The 22,214-nt window shown below is 70.3% G+C and carries 25 protein-coding genes; 2 read left to right on the forward strand and 23 right to left on the reverse strand.

What is annotated here, in order from left to right; translation table 11 throughout:
- Window positions 1-37: 37 nt before the first annotated feature.
- The 9 genes from ABD989_RS05965 to ABD989_RS06005 are packed head-to-tail and all read right to left on the reverse strand — an operon-like array spanning window position 38 to window position 7,733.
- On the reverse strand, window positions 38-880 hold the full coding sequence (locus tag ABD989_RS05965) for an SGNH/GDSL hydrolase family protein (RefSeq protein WP_345312773.1): 843 nt from the start codon (window positions 878-880) through the stop codon (window positions 38-40).
- Entirely contained in the window at window positions 877-1,413 is a 537-nt protein-coding gene (locus ABD989_RS05970; protein ID WP_246992290.1) for a hypothetical protein, read from the reverse strand. The genes ABD989_RS05965 and ABD989_RS05970 overlap by 4 nt, the downstream gene beginning before the upstream one ends.
- Window positions 1,410-1,874, reverse strand: a complete 465-nt coding sequence (locus ABD989_RS05975) for a hypothetical protein (protein ID WP_246992291.1) — start codon at window positions 1,872-1,874, stop codon at window positions 1,410-1,412. Before ABD989_RS05975 ends, ABD989_RS05970 begins: the two co-directional genes overlap by 4 nt.
- On the reverse strand, window positions 1,871-2,425 hold the full coding sequence (locus tag ABD989_RS05980; protein WP_246992293.1) for a hypothetical protein: 555 nt from the start codon (window positions 2,423-2,425) through the stop codon (window positions 1,871-1,873). The genes ABD989_RS05975 and ABD989_RS05980 overlap by 4 nt, the downstream gene beginning before the upstream one ends.
- Entirely contained in the window at window positions 2,422-3,411 is a 990-nt protein-coding gene (gene hemB, locus ABD989_RS05985) for a porphobilinogen synthase (protein WP_345312774.1), read from the reverse strand. Before hemB ends, ABD989_RS05980 begins: the two co-directional genes overlap by 4 nt.
- Before the next feature lie 10 nt (window positions 3,412-3,421).
- Complete coding sequence (locus ABD989_RS05990; RefSeq protein WP_345312775.1) at window positions 3,422-5,044, reverse strand: bifunctional uroporphyrinogen-III C-methyltransferase/uroporphyrinogen-III synthase; 1,623 nt, start codon at window positions 5,042-5,044, stop codon at window positions 3,422-3,424.
- Between the two features lie 55 nt (window positions 5,045-5,099).
- Window positions 5,100-6,053, reverse strand: coding sequence for a hydroxymethylbilane synthase (hemC, locus tag ABD989_RS05995; RefSeq protein WP_345312776.1), 954 nt, complete (start codon window positions 6,051-6,053; stop codon window positions 5,100-5,102).
- Window positions 6,054-6,097: 44 nt separating this feature from the next.
- Window positions 6,098-7,423, reverse strand: a complete 1,326-nt coding sequence (locus ABD989_RS06000) for a glutamyl-tRNA reductase (protein WP_246992301.1) — start codon at window positions 7,421-7,423, stop codon at window positions 6,098-6,100.
- A 4-nt stretch (window positions 7,424-7,427) separates the two neighbouring features.
- Window positions 7,428-7,733 carry a glutaredoxin family protein gene (locus ABD989_RS06005; RefSeq protein ID WP_345312777.1) on the reverse strand — a complete coding sequence of 102 codons (306 nt, stop codon included), beginning with the start codon at window positions 7,731-7,733 and terminating at the stop codon, window positions 7,428-7,430.
- Window positions 7,734-7,832: 99 nt separating this feature from the next.
- On the opposite strand from ABD989_RS06005, the gene ABD989_RS06010 reads away from it, so the two are divergent.
- Entirely contained in the window at window positions 7,833-9,017 is a 1,185-nt protein-coding gene (locus ABD989_RS06010) for an HAD family hydrolase (RefSeq protein WP_425556486.1), read from the forward strand.
- On the opposite strand, the gene ABD989_RS06015 is transcribed toward ABD989_RS06010, so the two are convergent.
- From ABD989_RS06015 to ABD989_RS06055, 9 genes are all read right to left on the reverse strand, one after another.
- Entirely contained in the window at window positions 9,005-10,069 is a 1,065-nt protein-coding gene (locus tag ABD989_RS06015) for a lysophospholipid acyltransferase family protein (RefSeq protein ID WP_246992305.1), read from the reverse strand. The genes ABD989_RS06010 and ABD989_RS06015 overlap by 13 nt on opposite strands.
- A 66-nt stretch (window positions 10,070-10,135) precedes the next feature.
- On the reverse strand, window positions 10,136-11,191 hold the full coding sequence (locus tag ABD989_RS06020) for an NAD-dependent epimerase/dehydratase family protein (RefSeq protein ID WP_345312778.1): 1,056 nt from the start codon (window positions 11,189-11,191) through the stop codon (window positions 10,136-10,138).
- A 71-nt stretch (window positions 11,192-11,262) separates the two neighbouring features.
- The gene (locus ABD989_RS06025; protein WP_003402602.1) at window positions 11,263-11,364 is read right to left on the reverse strand and encodes a 30S ribosomal protein bS22; all 102 of its coding nucleotides are present in this window, start codon (window positions 11,362-11,364) and stop codon (window positions 11,263-11,265) included.
- A 152-nt stretch (window positions 11,365-11,516) separates the two neighbouring features.
- Complete coding sequence (locus tag ABD989_RS06030; RefSeq protein ID WP_246992309.1) at window positions 11,517-11,720, reverse strand: helix-turn-helix domain-containing protein; 204 nt, start codon at window positions 11,718-11,720, stop codon at window positions 11,517-11,519.
- A 183-nt stretch (window positions 11,721-11,903) separates the two neighbouring features.
- A complete protein-coding gene (proC, locus tag ABD989_RS06035; RefSeq protein ID WP_345312779.1) occupies window positions 11,904-12,782 on the reverse strand; it encodes a pyrroline-5-carboxylate reductase in 879 nt (292 codons plus the stop codon).
- Window positions 12,783-12,830: 48 nt separating this feature from the next.
- A complete protein-coding gene (locus tag ABD989_RS06040) occupies window positions 12,831-13,700 on the reverse strand; it encodes a thioesterase family protein (protein WP_345312780.1) in 870 nt (289 codons plus the stop codon).
- Window positions 13,681-14,577 carry a sugar phosphate isomerase/epimerase family protein gene (locus tag ABD989_RS06045; RefSeq protein WP_246992315.1) on the reverse strand — a complete coding sequence of 299 codons (897 nt, stop codon included), beginning with the start codon at window positions 14,575-14,577 and terminating at the stop codon, window positions 13,681-13,683. The genes ABD989_RS06040 and ABD989_RS06045 overlap by 20 nt, the downstream gene beginning before the upstream one ends.
- Before the next feature lie 2 nt (window positions 14,578-14,579).
- Window positions 14,580-15,473 (reverse strand): hypothetical protein, encoded by an 894-nt coding sequence (locus ABD989_RS06050; protein ID WP_345312781.1) that lies wholly within the window; start codon window positions 15,471-15,473, stop codon window positions 14,580-14,582.
- A 39-nt stretch (window positions 15,474-15,512) separates the two neighbouring features.
- On the reverse strand, window positions 15,513-16,463 hold the full coding sequence (locus ABD989_RS06055; RefSeq protein WP_345312782.1) for a Ppx/GppA family phosphatase: 951 nt from the start codon (window positions 16,461-16,463) through the stop codon (window positions 15,513-15,515).
- 30 nt (window positions 16,464-16,493) lie between these two features.
- Here ABD989_RS06055 and ABD989_RS06060 point away from each other — a divergent pair, with 30 nt between their 5' ends.
- Entirely contained in the window at window positions 16,494-17,366 is an 873-nt protein-coding gene (locus ABD989_RS06060; protein ID WP_345312783.1) for a DUF3109 family protein, read from the forward strand.
- A gap of 19 nt (window positions 17,367-17,385) precedes the next feature.
- On the opposite strand, the gene ABD989_RS06065 is transcribed toward ABD989_RS06060, so the two are convergent.
- The 5 genes from ABD989_RS06065 to ABD989_RS06085 form a co-directional block, all read right to left on the reverse strand.
- Window positions 17,386-18,075 carry a response regulator gene (locus ABD989_RS06065; RefSeq protein WP_345312784.1) on the reverse strand — a complete coding sequence of 230 codons (690 nt, stop codon included), beginning with the start codon at window positions 18,073-18,075 and terminating at the stop codon, window positions 17,386-17,388.
- Window positions 18,072-19,247 (reverse strand): sensor histidine kinase, encoded by a 1,176-nt coding sequence (locus ABD989_RS06070; RefSeq protein ID WP_372493106.1) that lies wholly within the window; start codon window positions 19,245-19,247, stop codon window positions 18,072-18,074. The genes ABD989_RS06065 and ABD989_RS06070 overlap by 4 nt, the downstream gene beginning before the upstream one ends.
- Window positions 19,248-19,321: 74 nt before the next feature.
- The gene (locus ABD989_RS06075; RefSeq protein ID WP_246992323.1) at window positions 19,322-19,648 is read right to left on the reverse strand and encodes a GNAT family N-acetyltransferase; all 327 of its coding nucleotides are present in this window, start codon (window positions 19,646-19,648) and stop codon (window positions 19,322-19,324) included.
- A gap of 39 nt (window positions 19,649-19,687) precedes the next feature.
- Window positions 19,688-20,452, reverse strand: coding sequence for a phosphoglyceromutase (locus ABD989_RS06080; protein ID WP_246992325.1), 765 nt, complete (start codon window positions 20,450-20,452; stop codon window positions 19,688-19,690).
- Window positions 20,453-20,605: 153 nt separating this feature from the next.
- Window positions 20,606-22,207, reverse strand: coding sequence for an AMP-binding protein (locus ABD989_RS06085; protein ID WP_345312785.1), 1,602 nt, complete (start codon window positions 22,205-22,207; stop codon window positions 20,606-20,608).
- Between the last annotated feature and the right edge of the window lie 7 nt (window positions 22,208-22,214).

Consider the following 22,214-nt stretch of genomic DNA (forward strand, 5'->3'; position numbering starts at 1 on the left):
GCCCCGGATTCGGTGATCCAGGTCATGAAGCAGGCGCTCAGAGGCGTGCGAGCACGCTCTCGGCCATCGTGCGCTGACCGAGTTCCGTGGGGTGCAGCGAGCCGACGCCGCCCAGCGGCGCGATCCACCGCTGCTGCGGGTCGGCGCAGGCGGAGTGTCCGACCGACGCCTGCGCCATGTCCACGTAGACCGCACCGGCCGCGGCAGCGGCGTCGGCCACCACCTGATTGAGTCGCTGCTGCAGGCGATGCAGGTAGACGACGTCGCCCGCGGCGATCGGCACCTGCGCGAAGCAGCCGTCGGTGGGCGGCAGCAGCCACGGATAGCCGACGATCATCACCCGCGCGTGCGGCGCGCGCTCGGCGATCGCCCGCAGTCCCGCGGTGAGCGCGGGCCGGGTGACGGTGTCCAGCGCGGCGAACAGCCGGTTGCCCAGGGCCGCTCGGCACGGCGCACCCTCCGGATCGGCGCGACCCAGCCGCGCGCACTCGGACACGGCGGTGGCGAAGACGTCGGCGTCGTTGCCGCCCAGGGCCAGGGTCACCAGATCGGTGTCGGCGTCGAGGGCGTCCAGCTGCGGGCCGACGCCCTCGTACTGCGCGGCGGTCAGGTCCGCGGTGGTGGCGCCCGCGCAGGAGACGTCGGTCAGGTCGGTGCCGCGGTCGGCGGCCACGAGCCGCCCGAAGTTGCCCTCCGCGCGCTGGCACAGGAACGACGAGTCGGCCACCAGTGGACGCACCCCGGTACCGGCGGCGAAGCTGTCGCCGAGATGCGCCTGTTTCACGGGGGTCTCGTCGGCAGGCGTTGCGCAGCCGGCGAACAGCACCAGCAGGGTCGCCGCCAGCAGGGTCGCCACCAGTGCCGTGACCGCCCGGGTCACGACTGCTGCGGTCCCGACTTCTTGGGTCCCAACCCCAGCTTCACGGCGAGGTGGGCCTGCGTGAGTTCGGTGCGGAACAGGTCCACGTCGCGCGCCCAGGCCTGGGCGAGTTTGCCGTTCGTCAGCTTCACGCCGACGCCCTTGCGGCGGCGCGGGACGGCGGGGAGTTCGCCGAGCGCGCGGGCGCTCTCCCACTTCTGGTGCTCGGACGACCGGTTCTCCGGGTACACCTCGGCGATCTCGTCGAGCGCGATGGTCTGCGCGCCCTGGCGCAGCGTGGTCTCGGTGAGCCGCACCGAGACGTGCTGTCGTGCCGCGGCCACCTGCAGCAGGGCGAAGCCCACCAGGATCACGCCGAAGATGGTGAGCACCGGCCAGTGGATCGCTCCGCCGCCGACGATCTCCATGATCAGCACGGCCGCGATCATCACCGGCCCGATCGCCACCACCCACCAGCTGCCGCCGGCTTCGTCGAAGAGGATCTCGCCCTCCGCGATCTCTGCGGGCTCGTCGGCGACGGGGTCTTCGCTCACTGGGCGTTCCGGCCCTTCGTCTTCCCCCCGGCGTTCCCGCAGTCCTTCGCCTTGCCGGTGAACCAGGCGTCGGCGGCCGGACGGTACGCGAGGATGGTGGCGGCCAGCCCGACCACCGAGGCGGCGAACACGGCCGCCAGCAGCCCGGACTGGAAGCCGACGGTCAGCACCAGCAGCATCACGGCCACCACGCTGGTCAGCGCGGCAAGCGAGCCGCGCCACTGGGCGCCCATGCACGCCTTGCGGGCCAACGAGATGTAGGCCAGGCCGAGGATGATCACGAGCACCTCGACGGCGAGGCGGTCCAGGTGCCAGGCGGTCTCGAACAGCGACGCGATCAACAGGTACACGCCGAGGGCCACCAACAGGACGCCGGAGCCGAGCCAGAGCCGGAACGCCCAGCGCACCTGCGTCGGTCGTGTCGCCGGATCAGGGTGATACGCCACCGCCTGCTCGGTCATCTGCTGTCCCCTCGTTGGTGCGGACCATGTCCTTCTCGACGGTACGCCGCGCTCGCGTCGAGGAACTTCTTGGTGTCCGGGTGCAGCAGGGCCGCTGCTGCCCCCATGGCGGCGACGCCGCCGAGGATACGCGGGATCATCGCCCAGGTGGGTAGGTCGGCGGCACCGTCGCCGGGCGAGAAGCCCAGCAGCAGGCCGAGGACGTCGATCACCAGCATCACCGCGATCACCGCCGCGACCCAGGCCAGCAGGAACCGCGCCCACCCGATGCCGCGCCAGACCAGCCACAGCAGTCCGGCGGTGAACACCAACGCGACCACCGACGCGATCACGATGGACAGCACCGCGACGATCGTCGCCATCTGGTCCACGTTCTGCGGGCCGTTCGGCCCCTCCGCCATCTTCTTCGCGTAGGTGAAGGCATCCGCGCGGATCGTCGAGTAGCTGCCGGCGAACGCGATCAGTTCGAAGACCAGCGCGATCGCCACCAGCTGCCCGGCGGTCCGGACGGACTCGGGTGCGGTCGGGCGCGTCGCGAGCGGGACCGTCACGAGCCGGCCCGGAGTCGCAGGCGATGGGCGATCTCGACGGCCGCGTAGGTCAGCACGATCGACGCACCGGCGCGCACGATGGACAGCACGGCCTCGTCGAGCGCGGCTTCCCGGTCGATCCATCCACGTTCGGCGGCGGCGCAGATCATCGCGTACTCGCCGCTGATCTGGTACGCCGCGACCGGGCGGTCGGACCGGTCGGCCACCTCCCGCACGATGTCCAGGTAGCTCATCGCGGGCTTGACCATCACCATGTCGGCCCCCTCGTCGAGGTCGGCGAGCAGTTCGCGCACCGACTCGGTCCGGTTGGCCGGATCCTGCTGGTAGGTGCGACGATCCCCGTCGAGCGACGAGCCGACGGCCTCCCGGAAGGGTCCGTAGAAGGCGGACGCGTACTTGGCGGTGTAGGCCAGGACGGCGACGTCGGTGAAGCCCTCGGCGTCGAGCGCCTCGCGGATGGCGGCCACCTGGCCGTCCATCATGCCGCTCGGTGCGACGACGTGCGCGCCGGCCCGCGCCTGCGCGAGCGCCAGTTCCCGGTAGTGCTCCAGGGTGGCGTCGTTGTCGACGCGCCCGGCGTCGTCGAGCACCCCGCAGTGCCCGTGATCGGTGAACTCGTCCAGGCAGGTGTCGGCCATCAGCACGGTGGTGTCACCGAGGTCCTCGGCCAGCAGGCGCAGAGCGCGATTGAGGATGCCGTCGGGCTGCTGCCCGCACGAGCCGGTCGCGTCCTTGTCCTCCGGGCGCGGGACGCCGAACAGCATCAGGCCCCCGACCCCGGCGTCCACCGCCTCGCGGGCGGCCACGCGCAGCGACTCCAGGGTGTGGTTCACCACGCCCGGCATGGAGCTGATCGGCCGCGTGGCGTCGATGCCGTCGGCGACGAACATCGGCAGCACCAGCTGCGCCGGATCCATCCGGGTCTCGGCGACGAGGCCGCGCATGGCGGCCGTGGTGCGCAGGCGGCGCGGACGGTGCAGGCTCATGGCAGCAAGTCTACGAGCGGGCGCGGCGCGACTTCTTGCGCGGCGGGGGCAGGGTGCCCTCGGCGCGCAGTTCGGCGGCGTGTGCGGCGAGCGCGTCGACCAGCGACGAGATGGAGGCATCCTCCGGCCGCACGTCCACGCGCAGACCGAATTCGAGGGCCGTCTCCGCGGTCTTCGGGCCGATGCACGCGACGATGGTGCGGGCGTGCGGCTTGCCCGCGATACCGACCAGGTTGCGCACCGTGGAGCTCGAGGTGAAGCAGACCGCGTCGAAACCGCCGGTCTTGATCATCTCGCGGGTGGCCGCGGGCGGCGGCGCCGCGCGGACGGTGCGGTAGGCGGTCACGTCGTCGATCTCCCAGCCGCGCGCACTGAGGCCCTCGGAGAGGGTTTCGGTGGCGATGTCGGCGCGGGGCAGCAGGATGCGGTCCACCGGGTCGAAGATCTCGTCGTACGGCGGGAAGTCGTCGAGCAGGCCGAGCGACGACTGTTCGCCGCTGGGCACCAGCTCGGGTTCCACACCGAACGAGCGCACGGCGTTGGCGGTGCCTTCGCCGACGCAGGCGATCTTGACGCCGGAGAAAGCGCGGGCGTCCAGACCGAACTCGGCGAACTTCTCCCACACCGCGCGGACCGCGTTGGTGGAGGTGAACACCAGCCACTGGTAGCGGCCGTCGACCAGACCCTTGACCGCGCGCTCCATCTGGGCGGGGCTGCGCGGCGGCTCGACGGCGATGGTCGGGACTTCCTGCGGGATGGCGCCGTGGGTCACCAGGCGGTCGCTCATCTCGGCGGCCTGATCCTTGGTGCGGGGCACCAGCACGGTCCAGCCGTACAGGGCGCGCGACTCCCACCAGGAGAACTTGGTGCGCGAACCGACGAGCTTGCCGACGGTGAGGATCAGCGAGCCGGCGACGGCGGCGGCGTGCTCGGTGAGCGAGGCGAGGGTGGTGTCGATGGTGCGCTGCTGGCAGGTGGTGCCGTGCACGGTGATGGCGACGGGCGTCTGCGGCGCGAGGCCCTGCTCGGTGAGCGCGCTGGCGACCTCGCCGAGGTGGCCGTCGGTGGCGTGCAGCACCAGCGGGCCGGGGGCGGCGGCCAGGGCGGCCCAGTCCACGTCGCCGCGGACGTCGGCGACGGTGTGGCCGGAGCCGAGTGGCAGTCCGGCGAAGCCGGGGACGGCGGCCGCGTGCGGCAGACCGGGCAGCACCTCGAAGACGACGGTGGTGCGGGCCACGGCGGTGATCTCGGCGAGCACCGCGTCGGTGGTCATCGGATCGCCAGCCACCACGCGCACCACGTCGGTGCCGGTGCGGGCCTGCGTCACCAGGATCTTGGCGACCTGCGACGGATCGCCGAGCGCGGGACGGACCACCGGTTCGGCGTCGTCGACCGGCTCGGGGGCGGGAGCCTCCTCGGCGGCCTTGCGTCCACTGCGCACCGGCGCGACCTCGGGGACGGCGTGCGCCGAGCCGATCAGGTCGACGATGGCCGGTGCCACATCGGGGTCGACGAAGGCGACAGTCGCCTCGGCCAGCACGTTGAGGGCACGTACGGTCAGCAGATCCGGATTACCGGGACCCGACCCGACGAACAGAATTCGGCCGGGACTAGCATTCTTGGTACGGCTCATGCGTTCGCACTCTCCTGCCCGCGAGCGGGCTGCAGTTCGTTCTCTGCGGGAGCCGTCAGTCGGTGTCGCGGTTGCGATCCGGGTTGACGAGTGCGGCAGCACCGAGCTCCAGCAGTTCGGCGGCGAGATCCTTGCCCAGTTCAGCGGCCCGTTCCACCGGGCCCACCGTCGAAGCGCGGATCACTTCGGATCCGTCTTCGGCCGCAGCTGCCGCGCGGAGCGACAGTTCGGCAAAGATGCGCCCGTCCTCATCGATCGATTCGACCACCTCGGCGATGGCGCCGACCGGCGCGGTGCACCCGGCCTCCAGGGTCGCGAGCACTGCGCGTTCGGCGTCGACCGCCGCACGGGTGGACGGGTCGTCCAACTCGGCGAGGATTCTCACCAGTTCGGCATCGTCGGCACGGCATTCGACGGCGAGAGCCCCCTGTGCCGGCGCGGGCAACATGACCACAGGATCGAGTGCCTCGGTGACCGCTTCGGTACGACCGATGCGAACCAGTCCGGCTCGGGCGACGACCACCGCGTCCAGTTCCCCGTTCGCGACTTTGCCCAACCGAGAATCAAGGTTGCCCCGTAGGGGGCGAATTTCCAAACCGAGACCCAGTGCTCTAAGCTGCGCCGCACGCCGCGGCGAAGAGGTGCCCACCAGCGACCCCGGGGGCAGCTGGCCGAGGACCAGTCCATCCCGGCTGACCAGCGCATCTCGGGGATCCACGCGGGTCGGCACGGCCGCCATGGCGAGGTCCGGTTCGGGCGCCGTCGGCAGGTCCTTGTATGAGTGAATCGCGGCGTCACACTCACCGTTGCGCAGTGCGATGCGAATCGCGGTGGTGAACACGCCGACACCGATCTGCGCGACCGGGGCGGTGGAGGTGTCGCCGTCGGTGCTGATGATCACCAGTTCCGCGGGGTGGCCGGCGGCGGTCAGCCGGTCGGCGATGCCCTGCGCCTGCGTGGTGGCGAGCAGCGAGCCGCGGGTACCGATACGGATGGGGGCGACAGACACGCCGGGTCCTTTCGTTGTGCCCGTGATGCGATTACGGGACCGGCTCAGCGCGAGCCCGGATCCGGGGCCGCGACCTGTTCGGCGGTCCCCGGCTTGAGTTCGAACAGTTCGCGCAGCGCCTCGGCATAGTGGGTGCTGCCCGACGAGGCGAGCTGCTTGACCCGCACCGTCGGCGCGTGCAGAAGTTTGTCGGCGACGCGGCGCACGGTCTTGGCCACCTCGTCGCGCTGGGCGGCATCGAGGTCGGGCAGGCGGCTCTCCAGCCGCAGGATCTCGGCGTCGACCAGGTCGGCGGCGCGCTGGCGCAGCGCGGCGACCGTCGGGGTCACCTCGGCCTGCCGCTGCGCCGACAGGTAACCGGCCAGTTCACCGGCCACGATGGCGGTGGCCGCGGCGGTGTCGTCGGCGGCGGCGCGGGCGCCGCTGTCGCCACGCAGGCTCTCGATGTCGATCACGTGCACGCCGGGCAGGCGGGCCGCGGCCGGGTCGACGTTGCGGGGCAGCCCCAGGTCGCAGATCATCAGCGGGATCATCGACGCGCGCCGCAGCAGCGCCTGGTGCACGTCGCCCACCTGCAGCACCGGCGTCACCGAGCCGGTCGCGGTCACCACGATGTCGGCGTCGGCCATCACCTCGGCCACGTCGTCGATCCCGGCCCCGCGCGTGGGGATGCCGTAGCGCTCGGTGACGCGGGCGGCGAGTTCGTTGGCGCGTTCGGTGGTGCGGTTGACCACGAACATCTCGGTGATGCCCAGGCGCGCGAGTTCGCTGGTGGCCAGCGACCCCATCGCCCCGGCGCCGATCACCACGGCGCGCCGCATCGGCGGCTGGCCGGTGCCGCGCACGGCGTCGGCGCGGGCCACCGCCACCGACACCACGGAGGCGCCGGCGCGGTCGATACCGGTTTCGCTGTGCACCCGCTTGCCGACCCGCAGCGCCTGCTGCGCCAGTTCGTGCAGGGTGCTGCCCGCGGTCTTGTGCTCGTCGGCCACCGAGTACGCGGTGCGGATCTGGCCGAGGATCTGCTGCTCGCCCACCACCATCGAGTCCAGTCCGGCGGCGACGGTGAACAGGTGCTCCACCGCGGCCTCGGAGTAGCGCACGTAGGCGTGGTCGGTCATGTCGGCGTAGCTCATGCCGGAGTGCTCGCCGAACACCTGCCCCACGGTCTCCAGCGCCGGGTGGAAGGCGTCGACCACGGCGTACAACTCGATGCGATTGCAGGTGGAGACCAGCATGGCCTCGCTGACCGCGTGGGACTGCAACACCGACGAGACGAGCTTGGGCCGGTCGTGTTCGGACACGGCAAGTCGTTCGAGGACCGGTACTGGAGCGCTCCGATGGGAGACCCCGAACAACAAAAGACTCACCCGGTCAGGGTAGTTCACTTCCCGGTGGGAGTTCCATCGCCCCGACGAGGTCGGCGCGCAGCCGCGGTTCGTCGACCTCCCAGTAGGAGTGTTCGACGCCGTCGAGCAGGACCACCGGCACCCGGTCGCCGTACTCCGCCCGCGGATCCGGATCGCCCGCGGCGGCGAGCTCGTCCACGTCGGCTACCTGCGGCGTCAGCGCGTAGTCGGCCAGGATCGTCTCGAGCTGGGCGCGGGCGGTCGTACACAGGTGGCAGCCGGCCCGGGTCAGCAAGGTCACCACCGGAAGGGACTTCTGCTCAGCACTCACAAGCGGCGAGTCTAATCACAGACGGCGCTTCCCCACCCCTCACGCTAGGCTGAAACCGCACCGAACCGCACGCTTCACCCGATGCCCAGGAGGTAGCCCGTGAGCCGCAACTCCCCCGACCGCGACACCGACTTCGACGAGGCCGCAGGCGACGCGACCGCCGACGATGCGCTCGTGGACGAGGCGCTGGAGGACGAGGCGATTCTCTCGCACGTCCACGAGAGCCAGGAGCTGGCGGCCGAGCAGTTCGACGCGGACCCGCACGACGACGACTACGCCGAGGACGCCGAGCTGAGCGAGGCCGACGCGGCCGCGCTGCGCGAGGAAGAGGAGAACCGTCGTGTCGCGGCCTGGCTGGCCGATCGGGCCGGCCGCTTCCGGCAGAGCGCGGGCGAACTGCGCCAGGTGCTCGCCGGTGAGGCGGCGGCCACCGCCGCCGTCGAATCGTTGCGTCGTCGTACGCCGTCGGTCACCGATTCGGAGACGCCCGAGGTGACCGACCTGACGGCGGCCGCCTTCTTCGACGTCGACAACACGCTGGTGCACGGCGCGTCGATCGTACTGTTCGCGCGCGGCCTGGCCGCCCGAAAGTACTTCTCCTACAACGACATCGCGAAGTTCGCGTGGCAGCAGGCCAAGTTCCGGCTGACCGGCCGCGAGAACATGGACGACGTCGCGCAGGGCCGCGACAAGGCGCTCAGCTTCATCGCCGGACGCTCCACCGAGGAACTGGTGGCGCTCGGCGAGGAGATCTACGACGAGTACATCGCCGACCGCATCTGGCCGGGCACCGAGGCGCTCGCGCAGCGCCACCTGGCCGCGGGCCAGCAGGTGTGGCTGGTCACCGCGACACCGGTGGAGCTGGCGCAGACCATCGCCCACCGCCTCGGCCTGACCGGCGCCCTGGGCACCGTGGCAGAGAGCGAGGACGGCGTGTTCACCGGCCGCCTGGTGGGCGACATCCTGCACGGCCCCGGCAAGGCGCACGCCATCCGTGCGCTGGCGGTGCGGGAGGGTCTGAACCTCAAGCGCTGCACCGCCTACTCCGACTCGTACAACGACGTGCCGATGCTGTCGCTGGTCGGCACGGCCGTGGCGATCAACCCGGACGCGGATCTGCGCGACGTCGCGAAGGTGCGCGGCTGGGAGTCGTACGACTTCCGGACCGCCCGCAAGGCCGCCAAGTACGGCGCGGGTTCGGCGATGGTCCTCGGGGCCGCCACCGGCGGGGCGTTCGTCACCGGCCGTATGCTGCGCGCGTTCGCAGACCGTCAGCCCAAATAGACGCTGGCGCGACGACTCAGCATGCGGAACAGCGTCTGCTGGATCTCCTCGCGCACGTGGTCGGTGAGGTCGAAGACCACCATCGGGTCGTCGGCCGACGCCGTGTCGTAGCCGCTGGTGTCGATGGGCCGACCGAAGTGGATGTGCCACTTGGACGGCAGCGGCACCATGCCGAGCGGACCGAGCCACGGGAACAGCGGGGTGATCGGGAAGTACGGCAGACCCAGGGCCCGCGCGAGCGGCTTGAGGTCGGCGATCATCGGGTAGATCTCCTCGGAGCCGACGATCGAGACCGGGATGATCGGCGCGCCCGTGCGGATCGCCGTGGTCACGAAGCCGCCGCGGCCGAAGCGCTGCAGCTTGTACCGGTCCTTGTACATCTTGCCGATGCCCTTGAAGCCCTCCGGCCACACCGCGGTGAGCTCGCCCTGGCGCAGCAGCGCCTCGGCGTCCTCGTGGCAGGCCAGGGTGGCGCCGATGCGGCGGGCGAACTCGCTGACCACGGGGGTGTCGAAGGCCATGTCGGCGGCCAGCGGACGCAGGTAGCGGCCGGCCGGGTGGTTGTCGCGCACGGCCAGCGAGCAGATCACGGCGTCGATCGGGATGGTGCCGGCGTGGTTGGCCACCAGCAGCGCGGCGCCTTCGGACGGCAGGTTCTCGATGCCGGTCACTTCCACCCGGAACCACTTCTGGTAGAGCTGCCGGACGGCCGGGAACCAGACCGATTCGGTGAAGTGCGGGTCGAAGCCGAAGTCGTCGACGGCGTATTCGCCGGTCATCCGCTCCCGGATGAAGCCGGACGTGGCGATCAGCGAGTCGGCGACCGCGTTGCGGAGGCCGCCGAGGCTGAACAGCGGCGACTGCCGCACCTGGTCGAGCTGGGGGCCGGGTTCGTCGGGCAGCACGATGTCGGTGTTGATCGGGACGATCTCGGCGCCGTCGGTCCCGAAACCGTCGGTGTTCGGATGTCCCAGCGGCGCGGACGGCGCCCGCTGGTCGGAGGTGTACAGCGAGATCACCTTCGCGGTGCGCGCGTCGCTGCGCTTATCCATCGGTGGCACGAGTGAACCCACCCCCTTCGTTGTCACGTCGCCCGGCGTTCATCGTAGTCCGGCCGGTCATTGGATCGCTGTGGCGGCGGACACCGCTCGCTGCTGCAGGCGCCGCCAGGCGTCCTCGCTGACCACCGGCGAGGTGTTGCCCCGCTCGATGAAGTCGTCGAGCGTCTCCCGCGTCGTGTACCGCGGGTGGAAACCGAGCTCTTCGCGCATGCGCGTGGTGTCGAGGACCCGACCGAACGACAGGAAGCCCTCCTGCTCGGCGCGGATCGACGGCAGCCGACCGTCGCGCAGCACGCCGACCAACGGCGACAGCAGCTGCGGGGGCACCGGCAGCTGAACGTGTCCGGCTCGGTGGACCGCTTGCGCGAGGGTCACCACGCCGTCGCCGGCGAGGTTGAAGGTGCCCGGCGTGCCGCGGGTGGTGGCCCACTCCAGCGCGCCGAGGGCGTCCTCCTCGTGCAGGAACTGCAGTCGTGCCTGGTGACCGAATACCACCGGCACCATCGGCATGGACAGGTAGCTGCTCATCCGGGTGGCGATGCGCGGACCGAGGATGGCCTGCGGGCGCAGGATGGTCACGTCGATGTCCTGCCGACGACGGGCCAGTCCGCGGGCGTAGCCCTCCACGTCGAGCATGTCCCGGCCGTAGCCGCGCTTGGGTTCGCGGCGCGCGGGGGTGCCCTCGCGGAAGTAGGCGGGGTCGGCGGAGCTGGCGCCGTAGATCATCGCGGTGGACCGCAGGATCACCCGCTTCACGCTGGGGGTGCGCTGGCAGGCGGCGTAGACCTGCATGGAGCCGACCACGTTGAGCTCTTTGATGGCGGCCGAGTGGCCTGCGGCATCCATGATCGACGGCGCCGCGTGCACCACCGTATCGACGTCGTAGCCGGCCAGCGCGCGGGCGATGGCCGGTCGTCGGATGTCCAGGCGCAGGAAGTCGGCGCGGCCCATGCGGCGCATCAGCGTCTTGCTGGGGACCCGCGAATCCACGGCCACGATCCGCTCGATGTCCGGGTTCTCCGCGAGGCGCGACACCAGGTAGCCGCCGAGGAAGGTGGAGGCGCCGGTGACCAGCACCGAACGCGGCGCGGTCCCTGCGGGCAGATCTGTCATGTTCTCCAGGCTAACGAACGACGAAACCCGCCCAAGATTGAGCGGGTTTCGTGGGTGTTACGTCTCTCGACTCACTTGCCGAGTTTACGACGCTGCACGCGAGTACGGCGAAGCAGCTTGCGGTGCTTCTTCTTCGACATGCGCTTGCGGCGCTTCTTGATCACTGAACCCATGGGGCTCTCCTCACGATCTTGCTGATGGTCCGTAGGCCGCGGTCGACAGCTGGGACGATTACGGCGCTCCAGTCCCGCTCAGCGCGACCGGGACCCGAGGCTCCATCTTACCGATTCGATGAACCGGAGACGAAATCGGGCTGCGCGCGGAACTATCCGGCGTCGAAGTACGAGGTCTCCAGGTAGTCGTGCACGGCCTTGGCGTGCACGCGGAACGAACGACCGACGCGCACGGCCGGCAGCTCTCCACTGTGCACCAGGCGGTACACGGTCATCTTCGAAACGCGCATCAGCGCGGCGACCTCGGCAACGGTCAGAAACTGGGTCCCTGCACCGGGCTCATCTACTGCAGCCATGAATAATCAAACCTCCGGTGCACGCATCGTGGCCACCGGCTTCCCCTCCGGCGGACATAGACACGTACGTGCTGATAGAAGCTTAACGTGGCAGATGTGAAATCTGCGACGTGAGTGGCCAAGTTGGCGATGTATTACTCGGCTGTTATTTGCCGAATCGTCCCATAACCGCAGGTCGCGGACTCAGCCCTCGTCGTCGACGAATTCGGCGGCCACTGCGCCGCCGCCGCGCGAACCCTCAACGTCGGCTCGACGTGCGGCCATCTTGCTGTACTCGGCGGCGGCCCGCGCGGCCTCGCTGGTGGCGTGCCGCAGCCCGTATCGCTCGAACTCGCGCAGCGCCGCGGCGGTGGTCCCGCCGGGCGAGGTGACCGCGGCACGCAGATCCACCGGGGAGACCCCGGATTCGACCAGCACCTCGCCGGCCCCCTTGAGGGTCTGCCCGGCCAGTTCGAGGGCCTGCACGCGCGTCAACCCGAGTCCGACCCCGGCATCGGCGAGCGCCTCCACCATCAGGAAGAAGTAGGCCGGACCGGAGCCGGAGATCGCGGTGACCGCATCCATCTGCTTCTCCGGGACCACCATCACCTTGCCGACGGTCTCCATCAGCCGGACCGCGACCGCGACCTGCTCCTCGTCGGCGTGCCGACCGGCGCAGACCGCACTCATGCCCTCGTTGACGAGCATCGGGGTATTGGGCATAACCCGGATCACCGGGGTGCCGGCGGGCAGCGCGGCCTCGTAGCGCACCGTCGGGATGCCGGCCACCAGCGACACCGTGATGCGCTCGGTCTCGCCGCTGTCGTCGGCCCGCGCCAATTCTCGCAGGACCGACTCGACGGCGTCCGGCTTCACCGCGAGGAAGACCACCTGCGCGCTCTCGGCCGCGTCCCGCACGTCCTGCGTCACGCGGACGCCGTAGTCCTCGGCGAGCTCGGTCGCCCGCGCCGGCAGCTTCTCCACCACCACCAGGTCGCGGCTGGGCTTGCCCGCCTTGATCAGGCCGGCCAGCAGGGCCTCACCGATCTTGCCGCCGCCGATGATCGCTACCCGCTCGCTCATGTCGTCTCTCTCGTCTTCTCGCTCGTGTCGTTCTCTGGTCGATCCGGGTCAGCGCGCGCTCGGGATGAGCGCCAACTGCCGCGACTGCGCCACCAGGGCGCCGGTCTCGTCAACCACCGTATGGTCCTCGGCGAACATGCCCTGTCCCACCTCGGTGCTGGTCGCGGCGAACCGCAGCCACCCGGCACCGTCCGGCCCGGTCTCGGGCACCCGCCGCAGGTACGTGGTCAGCTGCACGGTGGGCGCCCAGCCGAACAGGCCGAGGTTCATCACCACCGGCGGCGAGACGTCGCACACCAGCACCGGGAAGTCCGCCGCCATGCTCGCCGGCTGTGCCGCCGGGTCCTTGGGGCGCGTCCAGCCGCGGATCTGCGGCTCGCCCTGCTCACCGCGCAGCACCGGGAACCAGTGCGGATCCAGCGCCAGATCCATCGCGGGCGCCAGGTGCATCACCTCGCCGAGCGGCGAGTCGTCGATCGGCACCGCATCGGCGGTCGGGACCGGCGGCAGGTCGTCGAGCACGGTGCCGCCGCTGTGGTGCGGGTCGCCGACGTCGGGCCGGCCCAGCGTCACCGACGACGAGACCATCACCCGGTCGGCCTGCAGCACGTCGACGTGCGCCAGCGAGACGGTGCGGCCCCGCTTGAGCAGGCGGACGGCGAGGGTCACCTCGGCCGGGTCGGGCGCGGCCAGGAAGTCGCTGGCCACCGCGATGGCCGTGGTGCCCGCGGGCTGATCCGGGCCGCCCAGGCGGTACAGAGCGGCACGGGCCGCGGAGGCCGCCATCATCTGCAGGCTGCCGCCGTGCACCTTGGGTCCGATGGTGAAGGCGGGCGAGACCGAGCCCCGGTAGGTGACGGAGTCGGCGTCGTCGCCGATCACGTCGAAGGTCAGCAGGTCACCAAGCACGGTCGACATGTTCGTCCTGTCGTGGGTTGCGGGCCAGATGGGTCTGGGCGAATTCCAGCGAGCGGGTCAGCATGGCGCTGCGCTCGGCCTTGTTCTTGGCCGACCCGGTGTGCACTTCGAGCACCACCGAACCGGCGAAGTCGCCGTCGGCGAGGTGGTTGCAGACGGCCACGCACGGCTGGGAGCCGTCGCCGGGGATCAGGTGCTCGTCGGTGGCCGCACCGGTGCCGTCGGTCAGGTGCAGGTGCGCCAGTCCGGCGCCCATCCGGTCGACCAGCTCCAGCGCGTCCACGCCGGCGGTCGCCGCATGCGACAGGTCGAGCGTGTAGTTGTCGTAGCCGTGGTCGGTGGGGTCGATCGATTTGCCGAAGGCCGACGCGTGCAGGCCCGGCGCTCCGCCGCGCTCGGCCATCCGATGGGCGGACCGGGCGCCCGCGCCGAAGAGGCGGTCGGCGCGCATCGGGAACATGTTCTCCACGGCCACCTTCACGTCGCTGTCGGCTTCGAGACGCCGGACCAGCTTGTCGAAGCCGCGCACGTATTCGCGCTGCCAGCGGAACGGCGGGTGCACCACCACGGTGTCCGCGCCCAGATCCTCGGCGGCCTGCACCGACCGCACCAGTTTGGCCGACGGGTCGCGGCCCCAGACGCGCTGGGAGATCAGCAGGCACGGGGCGTGCACGGACAGCACGGGCACCTGGTACTTCTGCGACAGGTGCGCGACGTGGGCCACGTCCTGGCTCACCGGATCCGACCACACCATCAGCTCGATGCCGTCGTAGCCGATCTCGGCGGCGTACGCGAAGGCCGCCTCGGTGTTCTGCGGGTAGACCGACGCCGTGGACAGACCGATCGGAATCTCCGGTCGGAGGGCAGGAGGGTGCAACGTCAGACCAGCATCACCAGCGGGCCGATCGTCACGATCAGCCCCACCGCCAGCGCCAGCAGCGTGGTGGGCAGGTCCCGCTTACGCAGCACGTAGGCGAAGGTGACGATCGCGAAGATCACCAGCACGGCTAGGATCAGCGCGAAGTACACGTACTGCTTCCACAGCACGGTGAAGCCCCAGAACAGGCCGCCGCCGATCAGCACGCCCAGCAGCACCTCGCCGACCAGACCGAGCCAGCCCAGAGCCGCCGAACGCGGGTGCTCCGCGGCATCGGCGTCGGCCTTCGCCGCCTTCGCGGCCTTCTGCTCGGCCTTCTTCGCCGCCTTCTCGGCCTTCTTGTCCGCCTTGTCGACCTTGGCCTCGTCGGCGGCCGGGTCGGGCTCCGGCGCAGCCTTCGTCGCCACCTCGGCGGCGGCGTCGTCCGCCACGGGTGTCTGCGGCGCGGTGACCACGGTGGGGTCGATCTCGGCGGCCGGCCGCACCACCAGCGCGGCGTTCGCACCGGTCGGCAGGTCCTCGCCGATCAGGTCGTCGCTCTCCACCCGGCGCAGCGAACCGGTGTCGGTGACCACCGGGATGATGCCGGTCACCACGTTGGCCGATTCGGGTTTAGCGACCGACCCGGGCTTTACCGCGGCGGGCGTGTACGCAGGCATGCCGCTGGCGCCCACCACGCGCGCCTTCGGCGGGGCCGGAGCGGCTGCTTCGGGCGGCGTGTACGCGGGCATGCCGGAAGCCGTGGCGGTCGGCTCCGGCGCGGGGGTCGTGGTCGACGGTTCGGCCTCGGCACGACGCACCGACAGCGAGTCGGCGCGCGGGAACGCGGTGTCCTCGGCGGTGCGGGCGATCAATTCTTCGACGGTGATCGGAACCGGATCCGGCTCATGTGCCATCGGCGGCCAACTCCATCCTGGTCGTGGTTGCGCCCAATCCTAGGGGGCGATGGTCATCGGTCCGGCAGGCTCGCTGTCGAGACGGCGCAGAATGACGCCTTCCCGCAGTGCCCACGGACAGATTTCCAGTCTATCGACACCCAGCGCGCGCATGGTCGCCTCGGCCACGAGGGCGCCGGCCACCACCTGCGGGGCCCGGTCGGCGCTGACGCCTTCCAGTTCGGCCCGGTCGGCGGTGGTCATCCGCGAGATGAACGCGATGAGCTGCCGGATGCCGTCCTGGGTCACGGTGCGCTGCACGTGCGGGCCCGCGCTCGACGGCGCGGCGCCGGTGAGACGGGCCAGCATGCGGAAGGTCTTCGACGAGCCCACCGCCAGGTGCGGTTTGCCCGCCGAGCGCAGTTCCTTGGCGGGCGCGCGGAGTTCGGCGTCGAGCCAGTCGCGGAGCACGGCGATGCGTCGTCGATCCGGCGGGTCGTCCTGAATCCACTCGCGCGTCAGACGGCCCGCGCCCAGCGGCAGCGAGATCGCGATCTCCGGCTCCTCGTCGACGCCGTTGGACATCTCCAGCGAGCCGCCGCCGATGTCGAGCGCCAGGATCCGCCCGGCCTGCCACCCATACCAGCGGCGCACCGCCAGGCAGGTGAGGCGGGCCTCGTCGACCCCGGACAGCACGGTCACGTCCAGCTCCGAGGTCTTCTTGATCCGGGAGAGCACCTCGTCGGTGTTGGTGGCGTCGCGCACCGCGGAGGTGGCGAAGGCCATGATCTCGCCGCAACCGGACGCGGTGGCGATCTTGGTGAACTCCTCGATGGTGGACACCAGCAGGTCGGCGCCGTAATCGGTCATCCGGCCGCCGTCGTCGATCTGTTCGGCCAGGCGCAACACCGCCTTGGTGGAGCTCATCGCCGTCGGCGCGCCGCCGGCCTGCGCATCCACCACGAGCATGTGCACCGTATTGCTGCCCACATCGAGCACTCCGAGTCTCACCGTCATCAAATTACTGCGCGGGGGGCATCAATGCGACCTTTGGGACTACCGTGGAGCGCTGTGGCCACCGATCGCAGCGGCGCGCAGCCCGCGCCCGAGGTGCCGCTCGACTTCCCGCGCGAGTGGTACGAGTTCTTCGACCCCGCCGACCCCGAGCATTTGATCAGCGTCGATCTGACCTGGTTGCTGTCGCGGTGGTCGTGCGTCTTCGGCACGCCCGCGTGCCAGGGCATCATCGCCAGTCGGCCGGACGACGGGTGCTGCACGCACGGCGCCTATCTGACCGACGACGACGATCGCGCCCGCCTGGTCAAGGGCATGGAGCTGCTGACCGAGGACAACTGGGAGTTCTACAAGAAGGGCACCGGCAAGGATCCGCTCGGCGCGCGCGGCTACCTGGAGGAGAACGACCTCGACGGCGAGCCCGCGCTGAAGACGCGCGTGCACAAGGGCGCGTGCATCTTCTTGAACCGGCCCGGCTTCGGTGCCGGGCAGGGCTGCGCGCTGCACGCGGCGGCACTGGCCCGCGGACTGGAGCCGCTGACGGTGAAGCCGGACGTGTGCTGGCAGCTGCCGGTGCGGCGGGAGAACGAGTGGGTCACCCGGCCGGACGGCACCGAGATCCTCAAGACCATCATCGGCGAATACGACCGCCGCGGCTGGGGCGAGGGCGGGCACGACCTGGACTGGTACTGCTCCGGCTCCCCCGACGCCCACGTGGGCGCCGAGCCGGTGTACGTCTCGTACGCGCCCGAGCTCACCGAGCTGATCGGCGCCCCGGCCTACGAGGCACTGGCCAAGGCCTGCCGACTGCGGGCCGATCTGGGCATCGTCGCCGTGCACCCGGCCACCGCGGCCGCGACCACCCGCCGCACCACGGACCTGAAGTACGAGCAGCTCTGAGCGAGCTGAGCCGGCCCTTCTAGGGCTCGAACTTGTAACCGAGTCCGCGCAGCGTGATCAGGTGGCGGGGCTGGCTGGGGTCCGGTTCGATCTTCGAGCGCAGACGCTTCACGTGGACGTCGAGCGTCTTGGTGTCGCCGACGTAGTCCGCGCCCCACACCCGGTCGATCAGCTGGCTGCGGGTCAGCACGCGCCCCGCGTTGCGCAGCAGGTATTCGAGGAGGTCGAACTCCTTGAGCGGCAGGGTCACGTCGGCGCCGGCCGCGGTGACGGTGTGCCGCTGCACGTCCATCCGGACTGGGCCCACCTCGAGCACGCCGATGGCGGCGTCGTCGTCGTCGGCCACCACGCCGCCGCGGCGCAGCACCGCGCGGATGCGGGCGATCAGCTCGCGCGCCGAGTACGGCTTGGTGATGTAGTCGTCGGCCCCCAGTTCGAGGCCCACCACCTTGTCGATCTCGCTGTCGCGGGCGGTCACCATGATCACCGGGGTCGACGACTTGGCGCGGATCATCTTGCAGATCTCGGTGCCGGAGACGCCCGGCAGCATGAGATCGAGCAGCACGATGTCGGGGGTCAGGCGGTCGAAGGCCGCGACGGCTTCGGCGCCGTCGTTGATGATGCTGGCTTCGAAGCCCTCCTTGCGGAGCAGAAAGGCGAGCGGATCGGCGAGAGCTTCTTCGTCTTCGACGATGAGTACGTGCGTCAAGGCGTGCGTTCCTCTACTTCGGGGGAATGTTCGATGGGGATGTACAGGGTGAACGTGGAGCCGGTGCCGGGCTGACTCCACAGGCCGATGTGGCCACCGTGGCTGGCGGCGACGTGCTTGACGATCGCCAGGCCCAGGCCGGTGCCGCCGGTGGCGCGCGAGCGCGCCTTGTCGACGCGGAAGAACCGTTCGAAGACACGCTGCTGATCGGCGGGTGCGATGCCGATGCCGCGGTCGGTCACGGCGATCGCCACCATCTCCTCGCCGTCCACTTCCACCACGCGCCGACTCACCGACACCACGTCGCCGGGCACCGAATGGTTCACGGCGTTGACCAGCAGGTTGTTCAGGGCGGTGAGCAGCAGGGTGCGGTCGCCGGGTACCGCGAGGCCGGTGTCGTCGTCGGAGACCAGCTCGATCTGCGACACCTCGGCGCCGACCGCGGCCGAGCTGAGCGCGTCGTCGACCAGAGCGTCCACCTCCACGGTGGTGAACTCCTCGATGCGGCCCTCCTGCAGGCGGGACAGGCCGATCAGCTCGTTGATGAGGTTGCTCATCCGGTTGGCCTCGCGCAGCACGCGATGCCCGAAGTGCTCGACGGCCTGCGGGTCGTCGCGCGATTCCAGCATGGCCTCGGCCATCAGGCTGATCGCGCCGAGCGGGGTCTTCAGCTCGTGCGAGACGTTGGCTGCGAAGTCGCGGCGGGTGGCCTCCACGCGCAGGTTGGTGGAGTCGTCGTCGCCGTAGACCAGCGCGTACCGCGACGCTCCGACGTCGACGAGGCGGACCATGCATCGCACGTTCTCGATGGTGCGCGGCATGGTGCGGCCGGTGGAGACGAAACCCATGGCCGAGATCGGCGGCACGAATTCGAAGTGCCGGTCGACGCCGGTCAGGAAGACTTCGCTGACCACTTCGGCCACCGGATCGGCGAGCACGTCGCGCAGCAGGCCCAGTTCGATGGCGCGCTGATTGAACAGCACCACGCCGTGATCGGCGTCGACCACAGCGATGCCCGACTCCGAATGCGCCACCAGCAGGTTCAGCAGGCCGGTGCGGGAGACCGCGCCGTTCTCACCGAAGGAGACGTCCGGGCCGACGAGAGCCGGTCCGACGATGCCGGGTGCGACCTGCTCGCTGGACGCGCGAAAGCTACCGGTGGATTCGGACACACCGGTGAGTCTACGGTCCGGTCACCCGGGTTGCGAGCCGGCGCGGGCCGGTTCGGGAGGCGTTCACGAAGGGTTCACGCCGACGTCGACGTGACCACCAGATCCGAGTACTCCGGGTGCTTCTCCAGGTAGCTGACGACGTAGGAGCACACCGGAATCACCTTGTTGCCGTCGGCACGCACGCTCTCGAGGACCTGGCGGACCAGTTCGGCGGCGTAGCCGCGGCCGCCGAACCGGTCGTAGACCACCGTGTGGGTCAGGGCCAGGTGGGCGCCGGAATGCCCGGCGTCCCGCGTGTAATCGATGAACCCGATCTCGACGGTGCCACCGTCGTCCTCGATGGTGGCGCGGAAGCGTTCGCGCTCAGCCAGATGCTCAACTGTGATTGCCCCGTCAGTCATACATCCAATGTAGCCGAGGGCACACAGTTACGCAGGGAACTACTTTCCGCCCTGCGCAGCGACGGCGGCGACGCCCGCGGCGGCCGCTTCGGGATCCAGGTAGCGACCGCTGGGCGCCAGCGGATCGCCGCTCGGGGACACCGCGCGCAGTTCGTCGTCCACCTCGTAGACCAGCGGATTGCCGGTCGGGATGTTCAGCTGGGCGATGTCCGCGTCGGAGATGCCGTCGAGGTACTTCACCAGGGCGCGCAGCGAGTTGCCGTGCGCGGCGACGAGGACGTTCTTCCCTGCGCGCAGGTCGGCGCCGATGGCCTCGGCGTAGTACGGCATCAGGCGGGTCACGACGTCCTGCAGGCATTCGGTCAGCGGCACCTCGATGCCGGCGTAACGCGGGTCGCCCACCTGGCTGTACTCGGCGTCGGCCGCGATGGCCGGCGGCGGGGTGTCGTAGCTGCGGCGCCACAGCATGAACTGCTCGTCGCCGTACTTGTCCTTGGTCTCGGCCTTGTTCAGGCCCTGCAGCGCACCGTAGTGGCGCTCGTTGAGACGCCAGTCGCGGACCACCGGGATCCACACGCGGTCGGCGGCGTCGAGCGCCAGCTGGGCGGTGATGATCGCGCGACGCAGCAGCGAGGTGTAGAGCACGTCGGGCAGCAGGTCGTTGGCGGCGAGCAGTTCGCCGGCGCGCTTGCCCTCGGCGCGACCCTTGTCGGTGAGGTTCACGTCCTGCCAGCCCGTGAACTGGTTGGAGGCGTTCCATTCGCTCTCGCCGTGACGCATCAGAATCAGCTTGCCGTTGCTCATGCCTTGATTCTGGCATAGGCCGTCGTCGCCCATCGCGGTGACCTGCGAGGTTCGGCCGGACAGACGACGACGACGATGCACAGGACCTCCGAGGCCGGTGCCCAGAATCGGGGCACGGGGCTCGGAGGTCCCGGGGTCAGGCGTGCAGCGGCGCTACTGGCGCAGGTCCTTGCGGAGGATCTTGCCGGAGCTCGACTTCGGGATGGCGGCGATGAACTCCACCTGGCGGACCTTCTTGTACGGGGCCACACGCTCGGCGGTGAACGCGATGACCTCGTCTTCGGTGAGCTCGGCACCCTCGGCCACCACGACGAAGGCCTTGGGCACCTCTTCGCCGTCGGCGTCGTGGGCGCCGACGACGGCCACGTCGGCCACCTTCGGGTGGGTCAGCAGCAGCGCCTCCAGCTCGGCCGGCGGCACCTGGTAGCCCTTGTACTTGATGAGCTCCTTGAGCCGGTCGACGATGGTGACGCAGCCGTCGGCGTCGACGGTGGCCATGTCACCGGTCTTGAGCCAGCCGTCGGCGTCGATGGTGTCGGCGGTGGCCTGCGCGTTGTTCAAGTAGCCGACCATCACGTTGGGGCCGCGGACCCACAGCTCACCCGGCACGGAGACACCCTCGGACGGCATGTCGATGTCCTCGCCGGTACCCGGGTCGACGAGCCGGTTCTCGGTGTTGGGCACGGCCCAGCCCACCGACGACAGCGGGGGCGTGAGACCGCCCGGGGCGGTGCCGACGAACGGGATGAGGTGGGTCACCGGCGACGTCTCGCTCATGCCGAAGCCCTGCGCCATGTTCAGGTCCAGGCGCTGGGCGACGGCGTTGCCGAGCTCGGCGTCCAGCGGCGCGGCGCCGGAGAGCATGGTGTGGATCGACGACAGGTCGTACTTGTCGACGATGGGGTGCTTGGCCAGGGCGACGGCCACCGGCGGCGCGATGAACGCGTACGTCACCTTGTGCTGCTGGGTGCCTTCGAGGAACTCGACCATGTCGAAGCGCGGCATCACCAGCAGCGAGGCGCGCGCCTTGAGGGCGGCGTTGAGCAGCACGGTCATGCCGTAGATGTGGAAGAACGGCAGCACGGCCAGCACCACGTCGTCCGGGGTCATGCCGTTGATCGGCTCGATCTGCGCGACGTTGGACACCAGGTTGCGATGGCTGAGCATCACGCCCTTGGGGTTGCCGGTGGTACCGGAGCTGTACGGCAGCACCGCGATGTGGGTGGCCGGATCGAACTCGACGTCCGGCGCGGGCAGGCCGGCGCCGAGCAGGTCGGCGGCGTTGGGATGGCCGGACGCGGCCAGGCCTTCGCCGTCGAGGATCACGATGGCGTCGTCGGCGAAGCCCACCTCGCGGGCGGCCTCGAGTGCCTGCGGGGCCATCATCGAGATGGTCACGATCATCTTCGCCTTGGAGTCCACGAGTTGCTTGCGGATCTCGTTGGCGGTGAACAGCGCGTTGAGCGTGGTGGCGCTGGCGCCGGAGCGCAGGATGCCGTGGAACACGGTCGCGAACGCCGGGATGTTCGGCGACAGCACGGCGATGACGTCGCCCACGCCGAGGCCGCGCGCAGCGAAGGCGCCGGCGGCGGCGTTGATCTGGCCGATGAGCTGGCGGTAGGTGGTGGTGGCGCCGGTCTTGGCGTCGATCAGCGCGGTGCGATCCAGGTCGGCTTCGTCGATGGAGCCGAACAGGAAGTCGTAGACGCTGACGTTCGGGATCTCCACGTCGGGGTAGGGACTGCGGAAGCTCATCTAAGGG

It is taken from the genome of Gordonia alkaliphila (genome assembly GCF_039542465.1).
Classification (GTDB): Bacteria; Actinomycetota; Actinomycetes; order Mycobacteriales; family Mycobacteriaceae; genus Gordonia; species Gordonia alkaliphila.